Genomic DNA, 14,187 nt, shown 5'->3' on the forward strand with positions numbered 1-14,187 from the left:
TTTTCATTTCCGAACAAGCCGAGTAGCCGGAAAAAATAAAAGAAGAGGCGGCGAAGCGGCAAGAGGGAAACTGGAAAAGAAACGCGCATCTTTGCCGGCAAGGCTATTGCCCGCTGCCCCTTGCGGCTGCATCTTGATGAATTTAGCATACTCCAGGACGCCCTGCGGCGATCCGTGAAACAGCTTGCAGTGAAAGAGCGCCATGTCGGAAGCCATCAGAGCTCCCAAAGTTCTTCTGCTCTATCCGCCGCATCAGGCATGGCCCGGCTACATGTGCAAGCCCAATGGCTCTCTCGCCTATCCCAGCCTGGGGGGCGCCTTGCTGCAGGCCGGGATCGAGGTGCGTGTGTTCGACGCCTGCGTCGGCAATGTGAAGGACGATCTGGACCAGGTCTTCTACCGCTCCAGCAACCTGCCGAGCGGCCTGCTGCGAACAGGGGTTTCCGAAGACAGAATCCTGGAGGAGGTTGCCGACGCGGACATTATCGGCATCACATCCATCTTCACCGATCAGGAGACGATGGTCCTGTCGACGGTGCGGCTCATCAAGCGGCACTTTCCCGATAAGCTGGTGGTATCCGGTGGTGTGAATGCGCGTAACCGGCTGAAGGTATTCTTCGCCGCCGGTGTCGATCTCGTCTGTTTGTCGGAGGCGGAGCGCACGATCGTCGCCATTGCCGACGCCGTTCGCCGCGGTGACAGGGACTGGGGGGCAATCTCCGGCCTCGCTTTCATGGCGGGCGATCGGATTCTGTCGACCCCGGCTTCGGCCGGCGACATCGTCTGGAACTTGGACGAGTTGCCGATCCCGGCATGGGAACTGCTGCCCAATGAACGGTACTGGAAAATCGCCCGTCCGCATGGCGGCCATTTCAAGGAGGGGCAGGAACTCCGCTACGCCTCCATGATGACGTCTCTGGGCTGCGTCTTCACGTGCAGCTACTGCCACATCTCTGGCGAGGCGGATGGCGACGTCTCCGGCCCCATTGGCAAGTTCCGCGTCAAATCGACCGAGCGGGTCATGGCCGAACTCGACCGCCTGCGCGATCTCGGCGTAAAGCAGGTTTTCATCGAGGATGATTCCCTGTTCGGCATGAAACGGCGTGGCATCGATCTGATCCGCAACGTCCGAACGTCAGGTTTTGAGATTTTCGACGTCAACGGCGTCAACATCATCCATCTGTTGCGCAAGAGCGGCACCGGTAATCGGCTGGAACCGGATGTCGAACTGATCGAACTGCTCGTCGAATCGGGATTCAAGCAGGTTGCCCTGCCGTTCGAATCAGCCTCTCAGCGGATCATTTCCCGCTATGCCTCCTCCAAATGGAATGTGGAACGCTGCGACATCGAAGGCCTGATCCGCGCCTGCAAGGATCATGGCCTTGGGGTCACCGGCAACTACATGATCGGCTATCCCGACGAGACGAGGGAGGAAATCGAGGCCACCATCGCCATGGCGCAATGGCACCGCGACTGTGGTCTCGACGCTGCCAGCTTCATGCTGGTGATCCCGCTGCCGGGAACCCGGCTGTTCGATATGGCCATCGCCGGCGGCCACCTGTCGGAAGAATACGATCCCGACCGGCTGAATTGGAGCCGGGCCAGCATGGTCAACACCTTGGTTCCGCCGGCGGAACTGGAAGACATCCGGCGCGGTGCCTGGGAACGGGTCAACGATTCGAAATTCGTCCGCTACAAGAAGGGTATGAACGCCGCGGAAAGCAATGATTTCATCGAGGCGGCTGTTTCAGAGGGCTCCTGAGCGGTCGTGCGGGCGGATGGGGGCTGTTTGGTCAACCAGCCAAAAACCACGCTGCAGCCACCGCGACCGCCAGAACCGAGGCGGCACGAAGCCGGTCCCTCCTGTAGCGGGCTTCCGCCAGTTGGTTGCGGACGAAGGGATAGAGATTGTAAAGGTTTCGGATGCCGTGAGCCACCAGTTGGAGCTTGATCTCGTCCATATACATGCTGGCGATCACGACCGGCGTGTCCGGTTCGGCACGTTTGAAGAACTCAGCCGGCGTGATGACGGGAATGCCGTCAACCTCACCACGCTTATATGTATCGATCACAGCCTCTATCCGCATCTGCGGCCGGCGCTGGATGGCCTGGACAACCAGACGCCCTCCCTGTCCGGCGCCGAATACAAACAGCGGGACAGTCGTCGGCAGATGAGCCACATCATTTAGGACCCGCATCATGCTGCACCCTTCCTTTCCGGTTATCGGCCGTTGGCATTTTTTCTAGACGAGACCAAAGCGGCCGGCAAATTCGATGACCGCACACAGAATCCGCTTCTGGCGGCCTGCGGCTTGGGGCAAGTTCCGGACGGCACTTGCCGCCGGACTGCTTTTGCCCTCGTTCCGGGTCCCGTTGCCCCAGCCTATCGCCAAGCCGTGAGAGGATCATGAAGTTCCACGCCACGCCGCTGACCGGAGCCTGCCTCGTCGAACTGGAGAAACGTGGGGATGAGCGCGGATTCTTCGCCCGGATGTTCTGCGAACGGGAATTCGGCGAGGCCGGCTGGCCCATCTCGGTGGCTCAGCTTAACAATTCGGTGACCAGCAAGGCGGGCACGTTGCGCGGGTTCCACTATCAGTTGGCACCGGTCGCGGAGATCAAGCTGATCCGCTGCATCCGCGGGGCTCTTTATGATGTGATACTCGACTTGCGGCCTGACTCGCCCAGCTATGGGCGGTGGTTTGGAGCCGAGCTGAGCGCGGAGAACCGTTCGATGATGTATGTTCCCCGCGGTTGTGCCCACGCTTTTCTCACCTTGGCCGATGAGACCGAGGTGATCTATCTGGTAAGCGAGGCCTACAGCCCCGAAAACGAACGCGGAGTGCGCTTCGACGACCCGAAATTCGCCGTCGACTGGCCGTTGCCGCCAACCGAAATGTCGGTCAAGGATCGAAGCTGGCCGGATTTCGATCCGGACTTTCATGGTGTTGAGCGGTTGCGGGGGCTGTTGTGAGGATTCTGCTGACCGGGGCCAGTTCCTTCACCGGCCTCTGGTTTGCCCGGGCACTCAGCGCGGCGGGGCACGAGGTGACAACTCCCCTGCGGCGCTCTGCCGCCGACTATGACGGCTTGCGCGGCATGCGTGTCTCCGAGTTGGCCCGCGTTGCGGAGATCGTCTGGGACTGTCCATTCGGCGGAACCCGTTTCCTTGAACTTGCCGACGGCAGGTGGGATCTGCTGTGTCATCACGCGGCCCACGTCGGGGACTATCGCAGCTCCGACTTCGATATCGCCGGAGCAATGGCGGAAAACAGCTTCGCGTTGCCCCAGACGTTGCGCATCCTGCTCAAACATGGACTGCGCGGCGTCGTGTTGACCGGCAGTGTATTCGAACAAAATGAAGGTGCAGGCGATGCCCCGTTGCGTGCCTTCTCCCCTTATGGTTTGTCCAAAGGACTAACTGCACAGGTTTTTGATTATTGGTGCAGTGTTCTTGGCGCTCCATTAGGAAAGTTCGTCATTGCCAACCCTTTCGGTCCGTTCGAGGAACCGCGCTTTTGCGCATATCTGGTGGGATGCTGGCAGCGTGGGGAGGTTCCGCGCGTCCGCACCCCGCTCTATGTTCGGGACAATATCCATGTCAGCCTTCTGGCATGCGCTTATGCCAGGTTTGCCGAACAGATCGCCGGCAGCAAAGGGGTAGCGAAGCTGAATCCCAGCGGCTACGTCGAAACCCAGGGCGCCTTTGCCCAGCGCTTCGCCCGCGAACTGGCGCCGCGCCTGGCGCTGGATTGCCCGTTGGAATTGCTGGAGCAGACGGAGTTCATTGAGCCGGCTGTTCGCATCAATACCGACCGAATCGATGGCTCCACCCTCGGATGGTCGGAAAGCGCCGCCTGGGACAGTGTGGCCCTCTTTTATGGGCACAGTGTCGATAAGACCGTGGCCACCCGCCATTACCCACCGGTATCCGCAAGCTGACGAAGGTTTTCCATGTCGCGTCCCGACCCATCCCCTCTCCTCGACTTCGATCCCCGCATGTTGTTCGACCTGACCGGCCGCACCGGAATCGTCACAGGGGGAGCGGGCATTTTGGGCGCCACCTTCGTCGAGGCCTTGCTGGCCCATGGCGCGAGCGTGGTCGTTGCCGACATTGATCAAGACGCAGCCGAAGCCTTGGCCGCCCGGCTTGATGCCGCTCATGGTGGCCGGGTGGCTGCGGTGGCTTTCGACGCCGCCGACCCAGCCTCCGTCAACGAACTCGTTCGCCTGACTGTGGAGCGGTTTGCCGGCATCGACTTCCTGATCAACAACCATGTGGCGCCCGTCGTCGATCCGGGTACGTTCTTCGCCCCGTTCGAAGAATACGATCTTTCCGAATGGCGCCGGATCATGGGGATCAATCTCGACGGCTACTTCCTGGTCGCTCAGGCCGTCGGCCGCCAGATGGCGGCGCAGGGCCGCGGCGGCGCCATCGTGCAGACCTCGTCGATCTACGGCGTCATGGCATCCGACAACCGGATCTACGAAGGCTCGGAATATCGCGGCTATGCCATCAACAATCCGGCCATCTACTCCGCCAGCAAAGCCGGCGTCGTCGGGTTGACCCGCTGGCTGTCCACCTACTGGGCCGATCGCGGCATCCGCGTCAACGCCGTCGCCCCCGGGGGGGTATTCAGCGGAGAGAACGAAGCCTTCACCAAACGCTACTCCGCACGAATCCCGATGGGCCGGATGGCCCACCGCCACGAGATTGCCGGCACGGTCGTCTATCTGGTCGCCGATGCCTCCTCTTATGTGACCGGCCAATGCCTGATGGTCGACGGCGGCCTCAGCGCGTGGTGACAGGGATGCTCCGCATCCTGTTTTCCGCACGGGATCCGGGAGCGGCCCAGGCGATGGTGCCGGTGATCCGCTGCGCCCTGTCCCATCCGCAGGTCGATTCCGTCGTCTGGGCGCAGGGGCCGGCGGCGGAGATCCTCGCCGCGGCCGGACTGCCTGTCCGCATCCTGGATCTTCCGGCCCTTCCTGCCCCGGACGCGCCCGGGCGCGACGCCCTGCTGGAGGCTGCCGGGAGCCTGCTGGAGAGCGAGAATCCGAACGCCGTGGTGACCGGACTCTCGGGCCCCGGGGCAGGGATCGACGAAGCGCTGCTCCATTGCGCGGTCGATCGGCCGCGCTACAGCATCCAGGATTTCGAAGGATGGGTGGTGCCCGGCTTCGGCCGGCCGGCTCCGACCTATTTCGTCGCCGATCCCGGAGCCGCCGACCGGACCCGGCGGCAGGGGGAACGGTTCGGCGGCATTCGCACGGTCGTCGTGGGATCGCTGAAGCACAGCCATTACGGGATGCTCGATCCGACGGCCCTGCGCAGGACGGGAAGGGCCGCACTTCCCCATCGGGAGTGGCCGCTGGTTGGCTTCTACGGACAGCCGGCCTGGCAATGGCCGGGCTATGAACGCTCCATCATCCATCTCGCGCAAAGTCTCGCTGCACGGCTGCCCTCGGCGATCGTCGTTTACCGCCCGCACCCCAAGGAGAGCGCGGCGGAACGAAGCCGGAGCCTCGGCATCTTCGCCTCTGCGGGGCTGGCGGCTGTCGCCGATCCCAATCCGGCGATCGAGCAGTCGCTCTGCGCGGTCGATCTGGTGACGACCTGCTTTTCGACCTGCGGCATCGATCATGTCCATCTCCAGCGCCGCTCCCCCACCCCGCTGGGTGGAGTGGTGTTCGTGATGACCGAAGCCGACCTGCGCGACAGGCTGGAGCGGGAGACCGGTCTGCCGGTGCCGTGGCCGGCCCAAGACGGCTTGGCAGAGGCGGCCCTGTCCGCCGCCGACCTGCCGGACCGGCTGGCCGCGGCCATCGCGGAACCGGTGCGCCGGCGTGCATGGGAGCGGATCCGCTCGCGACTGGAGCCGGCGCAGACGGCCCCGGACACGGTGATCCGCCATATTCTCGACGACCTCGGCGCCCTGACGGCCTCCCATCCGGATCGTATCGCCGGGGGGCCGGGATAAGGGCATGGGACCGAGCATGCCGGAAGACGCCGAAAAGGCATGCGCATAGCCGCCAACCCGCTATCATCCGAACGCCGTCAAGGCCTCCCACAGCGCCCCCGCATGCACAGGACCCGCCGACACCGTGTCTCCACCGTCCGCCCCGTCTGCCCGTCCGTCACGCGCCCTGGTCGTCGGTCACGGCTCCATCGGCGCACGCCACGCCCGCCTGCTCCGCGACCTGGGGCTTGAGGTTGCGGTGGTGAGCCGCCGGGCGCCGCAGCTGCCCGGCGCCTTTCCCGACATCGCCGCCGCACTCGCCTGCGGTCCGGCCGACTATGCCGTGGTTTGCACGGAGACCAGCCTGCACCATCAGGCCGTCCGATCCCTGCATTCTGCGGGTTTCACCGGACGGATCCTGATCGAGAAGCCGCTGGGTCAGGCCGGCGAGCATGTTCCTGAAGCAAGTTTCAATGCGGTCCGTGTCGGGTACCATCTGCGCTTCGATCCCATCCTTCTTGCATTGCGCGAGGCCTTGGACGGCTGCAGGCCGCTGACGGTCGAGGTGCGCGCTGCCAGCTGGCTGCCATCCTGGCGAGCGGGCCGGGATTATCGTGCCACCGAATCAGCGTCCAAGGCAGCGGGCGGCGGCGTTCTGCGCGATCTCAGCCACGAACTGGACTATGTGACCTGGCTGTTCGGACGCTGGCGGCGCCTGACCGCGCTGGGGGGGCATCTCGGCTGCCTGGAGATCGACAGCGACGAGGCCTTCATCCTGCTGGCCGAAACCGAGCGCTGCCCGGTCGTCTCCATCTCTCTCAGCTATATCGATCATGGAACGGAAGAGCGCTGGATCGCGGTGAACACGGCTGAAGGCCGATCATGGCGGGCCGACCTCGTTGCCGCGACGCTGAGCGAGAACGGGCGCCTTGTCCAATCGGCCGATCCGGCGGCGCTGGATGCCCCCTATATCGCCCAGCACCACGCAATGCTGAACAATGGTGACGGATGCTGTTCGATCGGCGAGGCCGAAGAGGTCGTCGCCATGATTGACGCCGCCGAGACGGCAGTTCGAGATAAACGATGGGTGTATCGATGAAGCGCCTGTGCAGCGTGTGTGCCCGCGGTGGTTCGAAGGGCGTTCCGAACAAGAACCTGCGCCCCCTGGCCGGGCGGCCGCTGATTGCCCATACGGTGATGCAGGCCGCCGCCACCGGCCTGTTCGACGAGATTGCCGTCAGCAGCGATTCCGAAGCGATCCTCAAGGCGGCATTGGAGGCCGGTGCGTCAAGGGCGATCCTGCGCCCTGCCGAACTGGCCAGCGATACGGTGGACAAGAGTCCCGCCATCGTCCATTGCGGGCAGGAGGTCGAACGGCTTACCGGCTTGCGCTTCGACAGCTTCTTCGACCTCGACGCGACGGCTCCGCTCCGTACCCCGGAGCATATCCGCGAGGCTGTGGCCCTGCTGGAGGACAGCAAAGCCACCAACATCTATTCCGTCTGCCCGGCGCGACGCTCCCCCTACTTCAACTTGGTCGAAACCGGACCGGATGGTGTCCCGCGTTTGTGCAAGCCGATGGACCCGCCGATCGTCCGCCGTCAGGATGCGCCGCCCACCTTCGACATGAACGCGTCCATCTATGGGTGGAGCCGCGCCGCCTTCTTCGAAGCCGGGGCGCCGGTCCACATGGATGGAACGCGCCTGTACGTCATGCCGGACTGGACGCTGTTCGACATCGACAGCGAGTTCGATTTCGAGATCGTCGAAATTCTGATGGAACGCTTGGCGGGGCGGGGAGACTGAGGGGCTAAGCCCCCCCAGCTCCCCATACCGTCCCCTCTACCCCACGATCTTCCACGACCCATCGGGCTGGCGGCAGGCGGTGCCGAAGGCCTGTTCGGTTCGGCCGCCGACGACGATGGTCTGCTGGAACTCGCGGCAGTAGGAGCCGGACCCGTCATAGCCGTCGCGCACCGGGACGATGACGCCCTGGTTGCCGGACTGCGGGTTGTTCCAGCTGATCCGCTGGCCGATGGGGGCGCTGTAGGCTTGGGTCGCGGCGCGGTCGGCATAGGCCTGGTCGGCACGGTCGAGCGAGGCGCCAAGCTCCCGCCCGGCGAAGGCGCCCAGCAGCGTGCCGATGCCGACCGCAACCAGCTTGCCCGAGCCGCCGCCGAAGCGTGAACCGATCAGGCCGCCGGCAACGGCGCCGCCGACGGTGCCGAACCCTTCCTTGCTGCCCATCGAACCGGTCTGGCAGCCGGCCAGCGTGGTGGACAGCGCAAGCACCGCGACGGCGGCGATCCGGGTGAAACGGGTGTGGGCACGCATCGGAGGCTCTCTTCTTTTCCGAGGGTTGTCCCCCGGTTATAGCGCAAGCGGTGCCGTTTGTGCAGCCGCCCTCTCCCGGTAGTGGGCGAGCAGGCGCGGGCAGAGCGTCTCCAGCTTCGCCTCCAGCGCCTGGGCCTTCAAATCCGGATTCTGCGGCTTGTCGCGAAACCGTTCCGACACCGCCCGGCCCTGCACGTTGCCGAAGGCGAACTCGATGCGCTCCATCAGGTCGGGCACATGCCGCCACAGGGCGCCGGCCAGCTCGTCGTGGCGGCGGCGGTAGTCGTAGAAGCCGTCGTCCACCGGCCAGCCCAGCGCCGTCATCGCGGCCGGCACCGCGGGATCGCGGGCGACGAAATCCTCGTAATGCACCACCGCGTCGAAGCGCTCCTCCCGGCCGGCGAAGACCTCGTCGATCAGGGCGAACTTCTCGTCGATCAGGCCGGAATGGTTGCGGTAGGGCTTGACCGACAGGCTGCGGTAGGTGTCGCGCGGGTCGCGCAGCAGCAGGACGGTGCGGTCGGGGCGGAAGCGCTCCCGGTGGACCTCCAGCGGGTAGGCGGTGGTGACCACCGCCTTCACCACCATGTCCAGTTCGGTGTCCACCCGCGGGGCGGCGTAGTTGTTGAGGATGTCGACCAGCGCCAGGCAGTCCGGCCGCTGGGCCAGGAACAGGGTGAAGGCGGTCGCACCGCTCGACTGCATGCCGTAGACCAGGAGACGCATCGCTGGGGGGCCTTGCTTTTGTGGCGGAGCGGTCAGGCCGCCCGCTCCGTCCCCTGCCCTGCCGTCAGCCAATCCTCTTCGATCTCGGCGCTGATGAAGACGTATCGGCGGGTGTGCGGGGTGGGGTGGCGGATGCCGACGCCGTGCAGGGCGTGGGCGCTCTGCGGGAAGATGACCATCTGGTTGGAGCGGTAGGGGATGACGGCCACCCGCTCCACCGCGTCGGCCGGCAGCTGGTAATGCTCCAGGCCGGCGATGCGGCCGTCCTTCCAGCGGAACAGCTCCAGGTCGCCGCCTTCGGCGTCGTCTTCCGGCCGGCGCAGGTAATAGAGGCAGGTGAACAGCCGATTCGGTGTGTCCAGATGGGCCCCGCGCGAGGAGGAGGCCGGGCCGGTGACCGGCGTGTTGATCTCGGCCCGCGCATCCATCAGGATCCGCGCCCGGTCGAAGCCGTCGCGCAGGATCAGTCCCGTTCCGTGTCCGGTCAGGCTGCCGCCCAGCGCGCGCAGCAGGCCGTCCGGCCAGTGGCCGCGGAACAGCGCCGCCACCTCGGCCAGCCATTCGGGGGAGCTGTGCCGGCGGACGAAGTCCTTCCACACCTGCGGCAGCTCCGGATGGTTGATGATGAGCGAGGCCGACAGCTGGTAGCGGCGGTTGCTGCCCGGCGGACGGCGCGGGTCGGCCCAGCCGATCTGGGCGAAGCCGGGGAAGCCGGCGTTCAGCGCCCGGTGGGTCTCCTCGTCCAGAACGTCGGACAGGACGATGTGGGGAAAGGGATCGGTGCGGATGTCCGCCGCGGTGACACCGGCCAGCAGGGACTGCATCTCAGGCCCCGCCCCTCACGCCGCCCGCGGTCCGGGCCTGGGCGTGGGCCTGGGCCTGCATGGCCATCATCCTGGAGATGTGGGCCTGGGCCTGGGCCTCCACCTGGGCGGACAGGGCTTCCAGCGCGTCGGCTTCCGGATGGCCGGGGGGCAGCCAGCCCATATGGAAATGCGGCGGTTCGTAGCCGGTGGTGCGGAAGCCCAGCCGCTGGTAGACCTGCCGCCCGTACGATCCGATGATCGGGGTGGACAGGGTGATGCCCATCATCGGCCCGGTCGCCGCCGCCTGCAGCCCGCGCAGCACGTCCGACCCGATGCCCTTGCCACGGGCGCGTTCCAGCACCTGCAATTCCGACACCCGCCAGTTCCGATAGCCGAGGTCGACCACCACCCGGCCGACACGGTCGCCGGCCTTCTCGATCACCAGATCGATGTGTTCGGGATAGACCATCTCCTGCCCCGCCCGCATCGCCCGGTACTGCTGTTCGTACAGCGCGCGCAGGAAATCGGGGTTCCCCTGCGCCCAGGCCAGCCAGGGGCGCGCCTCGATGAACAGATCCAGCAGGAAGCTTTCGTCGCCGGCGGTGGCGAAGCGGGCGGTCAGGTTGCCGGGAAAGGGGAAGGAACCGGAAAAACCGGACATGGTTCGACGCATCCTCCGCGAAGGAATGGCAAAGGAATGAAGGGCGGAAGGCCGCCGCCTTCCCCCGGGGGAGCCCCCAGGGGAAAGACGGCGGCCGACCGTGACGCCAGCCTCAGTTGAACGTGATCTGGAAGACCGCCCGTTCCGCTCCGCCGGCTTCCGACAGAATCCGTTCCATATGGACCGGTCCGAAGGCCGGCATCTGCGGATGGGTGACGGTGAAGGACGCCCCGTTGAAGAAGGGCAGCCCGTCGGCCGGACATTCCAGGAACAGGCTGAAGGCGGTGCGCGGGCTGCCGGGCATGGTGCCCTTGGCATTTTCCGTGCAGGCCGTCAGCGTCGCCTCGATCACCACCCCTTCTTCCGACGTCATGGTGAAGACGCTGTTCAGATGGGGGGTGAAGAGGGCGGCGGAAAGTTGGCTGAGGTCGGTCATCAGTTGCGGTTCGGATAGAGGCCGTTGATGGCGATGATGAAGTTCAGCGCCAGATAGGGCGACACGGTGCCGAAGGCAGTACCGCCGCCGCCGACGTTCGGGCCGACCGTGACGGTGCCGCCGCCCGTGCCGCCGCTGGCGGTCAGGGTGATCGGGCCGGACGCGGTGCCGCTGACCGAACCGGTGGCGTTGCCGCTGAGGGTCTGGGTGCCGCCGATCACCGTGTCCGCCGTGGCGCTCGAGGCTGCATAGGGGCTGCCGGTACCAAGGCTCGGCTTGGCCAGAAGCGCACCATTGGCGAAGTTGGAGTTGTTGCCGGTAGCAGTGGAGACGCCGAGCGTGAGGCTGCCGGTCACCGACGTCGGCAGGGTGGCGGTGGTGCTGAACGGCAAGCTCGCCGTGCCGGTGATGGTGGTGCCGCCGCCGGCGCCGCCGGGGGTGAAGGTGGAGGTGTGGGTGTGGACCGGGACGTTGGCCTGGCTCAGGGTGGAGACGAAGGCGCCGCCGGTCTGGCCGACGTTCAGCACACCGATACCGGTGCCGATCGTGCCCTGACCAGAGCCCATCGGCATGCGGCATTGCAGGTTCGGCACGTTGAAGGTGGTGGAGCCGTTACCACCATAGATGGTCCCGATCAGGGAGTAGAGCGCCGCATACTGCTGGATGCTCATCTGCTGGCCGGTGCAGCGGACATAATCCATCGGCGCCCAGCTCCACGGAACCATGAACACCATACCGAGCATCGGATCCATTGAAAATCCTCTCTTTCGAATATTTTTGTGCTATGCACAATTAACGGGAACCGGTCTAAAGATTGCTCCCCGCCGGTTGTCGTTCTATACCAATGTAATCTGCTAGAGTCGATACGTAGTCTCAATTTATCGCAATGTTTGTTTTTTTGTAATGAATTGCGATCATCGTACACATATGACGCTGGCCGTAAAATAGCTTTTTCCCGTGAGACAGCCCACCTGCACGAAAGAAGCTGACCAGTGTCCTACGCATCGATTGTTCCCCAGGGCGCATGGCCGACCAGAAATCGTCGGCGGCAGGGTAGAGGCTTTCCCCAGGTTCGCTACCGTCATGCACCATGGCCGCGCCTTTATTTCCGCCACGGAGAATAATGTTTCAGCAAAATATCGCAATGCGCGCACCGGCCCGGCGCGGTTTGGAGTCTTGCCGCGCGCCTCATTCGCGGAGCGGGGCATGTGCTGATCTCAGACTTATGTAACAGCCAAGACCTGATGGATTTCTTCGACCGTCATCCCCGCGGAGGCGGGGATCCAGGAGACTCCGCAATCCAGCGGCTGAAACGGATGGATTCCCGCCTTCGCGGGGATGACTGGTTTCCTTGGAAAGGAACAGGATTTTTATATTCGACTGCCCTGCCCTCCTGCCCATCATGTCTTTCAAAAGTCACCGCCAAGAACCGCCGCCTGGCCCCGTCCGGTCGCACAGGACGCCGCCCACTCTCGATTTTTTTCCTCCACCGGCGACCGGTGAAAAAAGGACGGAAACGGAAAATCCCGGGAGAATGGGTAGCCCTTCCACCCCGAAACCACCTGCTTCCCTCCCCAATCCTCCCTCTTTTCGTGACTTTGGCCCGAAAATCCCATGTTTTACCGGAATTGGGAGCCACTGAAATCAGGTTCTTTGCTTTTTTCCCCGCGAATTCACCCGAAAACAGCGATTTTCTGCGGTTTTTCTCGAAAACCACATGCAGGAGTATGTACGCTTCCTCATCCGATCCGGCAGGCCCGCTTCGGCGGACGATCCGCATGCAAAACTTCCTTAACTGTTCTTCTCCAAAATCGGTGGATCGGTGCAAAAGCCCGGCCTCACTCCCGCATAGGGATGATACCCGCCGAACTCCTTGCTTCTGCCGCCGAACTTCCTTCACGGCCTCTCGTTTGGAAGTTGCGATGTCGCAGGAATAATATTCCTTTCCGTGCTACATTTCGGCACATATTCGCATGTTGCGAATGGCAAGTTTCTTTCTTAGTAATCTCAGGTTGGTTTGATAACTCCCCTTTTCGGGCTGCTGGCGGGTGTGGCGATGAAGTCCAGGTTCACGCGGGTGAAGGGTTCGGCGAAGAAGACCGGTTCGAAGACGGAGGCACAGGCGGCGCACAAGCCGTCCGCCCGTCCACCCTTGGCTTATGCGCTGGAACCGCGCTTCATGTTCGACGCGGCCGGTGCCGCCACCGCCGATCCGAACGCGGCGACGGACCACAGCGCCGATCCCGCCGCCGCCAGCCACGACACCACCGACCACAGCGCCGACCAGTGGCAGGCCCAAGCGGTGGCGGATGCATCGTCCGTAACCGGTCCGACCGAAGTCCGAGCCGTCGAGCCTGCACAGAATGGCGGCAGGAAAGAGGTCATCTTTATCGAGAGCAACGTCGCCAATTACGGCGCCTTGGTGGATGGGATAAAGGCCGGTGTCGAAGTGGTGGTGCTCGACGCCAACCGGGACGGCCTTTCACAGATTGCCCAATGGGCACGGACGCACAGCGGCTATGACGCCATTCACATCGTCAGCCATGGGTCGGAAGGAAGCATCAATCTCGGAACGTTGTCGCTCGACAGCGAGGCCGTAACGCATCGTGCCGCTGATATGGCAGCCCTGGGTGCTTCCCTGACGGAACAGGGCGACCTGATGCTGTATGGCTGCAATGTCGCAACTGGCGAAGGGCGAGATTTCATTTCCCGGGTGTCGGCCGTGACCGGAGCCGATGTGGCGGCTTCCGTGGATGCCACCGGGACCGCCAGATTGGGCGGCAACTGGACTCTGGAAGCCGAGAAGGGGCAGATCGAAACACAAAAGCCCATAGAGGTCGGGACAGTCAACGACTATGGTTATATTCTTTCCACGCAGGAGACCTTTGATTTTGATAGTGCAAATGGATCGGACGACTGGAATCCTTCGGCGCCGACGCGGACAGCGACATGGACTACGACTGGCGATACATACGGTGTGAAGTTTACAGTTTCTGGCACAAGCACTCTTGATGTGCTTGGTTCGACGAATTATTTGCAAACTCATTTTTCTGTTATTACCCAGACAAACAATGATAGCTTTGTCGTAACGGTAGAGATACCGGGATACATTTTTGATCTATCATCTGTCCAGTTAGCTGCAGAAATGGATCACGAGTCCGGCTCTACATATAAAGTTTACACAGATAACGATTTGGTTGGCTTTTCTGGAACATTGCCAGATCATACCGGATCTGCTGTATTTACAACAGTTACTCCCTTGGC

Annotated in this window: 16 protein-coding genes and 1 pseudogene; 8 read left to right on the forward strand and 9 right to left on the reverse strand. The window is 63.5% G+C overall.

What is annotated here, in order from left to right; genetic code table 11:
- Positions 1-3: 3 nt before the first annotated feature.
- A complete protein-coding gene (locus FZ983_RS20030; protein ID WP_149225269.1) occupies positions 4-216 on the reverse strand; it encodes a hypothetical protein in 213 nt (70 codons plus the stop codon).
- On the opposite strand from FZ983_RS20030, the gene FZ983_RS20035 reads away from it, so the two are divergent.
- On the forward strand, positions 203-1,762 hold the full coding sequence (locus FZ983_RS20035) for a radical SAM protein (protein ID WP_247883863.1): 1,560 nt from the start codon (positions 203-205) through the stop codon (positions 1,760-1,762). The genes FZ983_RS20030 and FZ983_RS20035 overlap by 14 nt on opposite strands.
- A gap of 31 nt (positions 1,763-1,793) precedes the next feature.
- Here FZ983_RS20035 and FZ983_RS34195 read toward each other — a convergent pair whose 3' ends face one another.
- Complete coding sequence (locus FZ983_RS34195) at positions 1,794-2,201, reverse strand: hypothetical protein (protein WP_188092421.1); 408 nt, start codon at positions 2,199-2,201, stop codon at positions 1,794-1,796.
- Between the two features lie 206 nt (positions 2,202-2,407).
- On the opposite strand from FZ983_RS34195, the gene rfbC reads away from it, so the two are divergent.
- From rfbC to FZ983_RS20070, 6 genes are all read left to right on the forward strand, one after another.
- A complete protein-coding gene (gene rfbC / locus FZ983_RS20045) occupies positions 2,408-2,974 on the forward strand; it encodes a dTDP-4-dehydrorhamnose 3,5-epimerase (RefSeq protein ID WP_149225271.1) in 567 nt (188 codons plus the stop codon).
- The gene (locus FZ983_RS20050) at positions 2,971-3,942 is read left to right on the forward strand and encodes an NAD(P)-dependent oxidoreductase (RefSeq protein WP_149225272.1); all 972 of its coding nucleotides are present in this window, start codon (positions 2,971-2,973) and stop codon (positions 3,940-3,942) included. The genes rfbC and FZ983_RS20050 overlap by 4 nt, the downstream gene beginning before the upstream one ends.
- A gap of 12 nt (positions 3,943-3,954) precedes the next feature.
- A complete protein-coding gene (locus FZ983_RS20055; RefSeq protein ID WP_247883864.1) occupies positions 3,955-4,806 on the forward strand; it encodes an SDR family oxidoreductase in 852 nt (283 codons plus the stop codon).
- A 5-nt stretch (positions 4,807-4,811) separates the two neighbouring features.
- Positions 4,812-5,981: a hypothetical protein gene (locus tag FZ983_RS20060; protein ID WP_149225273.1), complete on the forward strand. Its 1,170-nt coding sequence runs from the start codon at positions 4,812-4,814 to the stop codon at positions 5,979-5,981.
- Positions 5,982-6,105: 124 nt separating this feature from the next.
- Positions 6,106-7,059 (forward strand): Gfo/Idh/MocA family oxidoreductase, encoded by a 954-nt coding sequence (locus FZ983_RS20065; RefSeq protein WP_149225274.1) that lies wholly within the window; start codon positions 6,106-6,108, stop codon positions 7,057-7,059.
- Entirely contained in the window at positions 7,056-7,766 is a 711-nt protein-coding gene (locus FZ983_RS20070; RefSeq protein WP_247883865.1) for an acylneuraminate cytidylyltransferase family protein, read from the forward strand. Before FZ983_RS20065 ends, FZ983_RS20070 begins: the two co-directional genes overlap by 4 nt.
- A gap of 36 nt (positions 7,767-7,802) precedes the next feature.
- Here FZ983_RS20070 and FZ983_RS20075 read toward each other — a convergent pair whose 3' ends face one another.
- The 7 genes from FZ983_RS20075 to FZ983_RS34800 form a co-directional block, all read right to left on the reverse strand.
- Positions 7,803-8,294, reverse strand: coding sequence for an RT0821/Lpp0805 family surface protein (locus tag FZ983_RS20075; protein ID WP_149225276.1), 492 nt, complete (start codon positions 8,292-8,294; stop codon positions 7,803-7,805).
- A 36-nt stretch (positions 8,295-8,330) separates the two neighbouring features.
- A complete protein-coding gene (locus FZ983_RS20080) occupies positions 8,331-9,020 on the reverse strand; it encodes a hypothetical protein (RefSeq protein WP_149225277.1) in 690 nt (229 codons plus the stop codon).
- A 32-nt stretch (positions 9,021-9,052) separates the two neighbouring features.
- Positions 9,053-9,844: a 2OG-Fe(II) oxygenase gene (locus tag FZ983_RS20085; protein WP_149225278.1), complete on the reverse strand. Its 792-nt coding sequence runs from the start codon at positions 9,842-9,844 to the stop codon at positions 9,053-9,055.
- A gap of 1 nt (position 9,845) precedes the next feature.
- On the reverse strand, positions 9,846-10,487 hold the full coding sequence (locus FZ983_RS20090) for a GNAT family N-acetyltransferase (protein ID WP_188092422.1): 642 nt from the start codon (positions 10,485-10,487) through the stop codon (positions 9,846-9,848).
- Positions 10,488-10,599: 112 nt separating this feature from the next.
- The gene (locus FZ983_RS20095; protein ID WP_149225279.1) at positions 10,600-10,923 is read right to left on the reverse strand and encodes a hypothetical protein; all 324 of its coding nucleotides are present in this window, start codon (positions 10,921-10,923) and stop codon (positions 10,600-10,602) included.
- On the reverse strand, positions 10,923-11,675 hold the full coding sequence (locus FZ983_RS20100; protein WP_149225280.1) for a tail fiber protein: 753 nt from the start codon (positions 11,673-11,675) through the stop codon (positions 10,923-10,925). Before FZ983_RS20100 ends, FZ983_RS20095 begins: the two co-directional genes overlap by 1 nt.
- A 1,405-nt stretch (positions 11,676-13,080) precedes the next feature.
- Positions 13,081-13,308, reverse strand: a complete 228-nt coding sequence (locus FZ983_RS34800; RefSeq protein ID WP_247883888.1) for a hypothetical protein — start codon at positions 13,306-13,308, stop codon at positions 13,081-13,083.
- Between the two features lie 37 nt (positions 13,309-13,345).
- On the opposite strand from FZ983_RS34800, the pseudogene FZ983_RS35100 reads away from it, so the two are divergent.
- Positions 13,346-13,729 (forward strand): annotated as a pseudogene (locus tag FZ983_RS35100) (DUF4347 domain-containing protein); the annotation flags it as partial.
- Between the last annotated feature and the right edge of the window lie 458 nt (positions 13,730-14,187).

Source organism: Azospirillum sp. B21 (assembly GCF_008364825.1).
Lineage (GTDB): Bacteria > Pseudomonadota > Alphaproteobacteria > Azospirillales > Azospirillaceae > Azospirillum.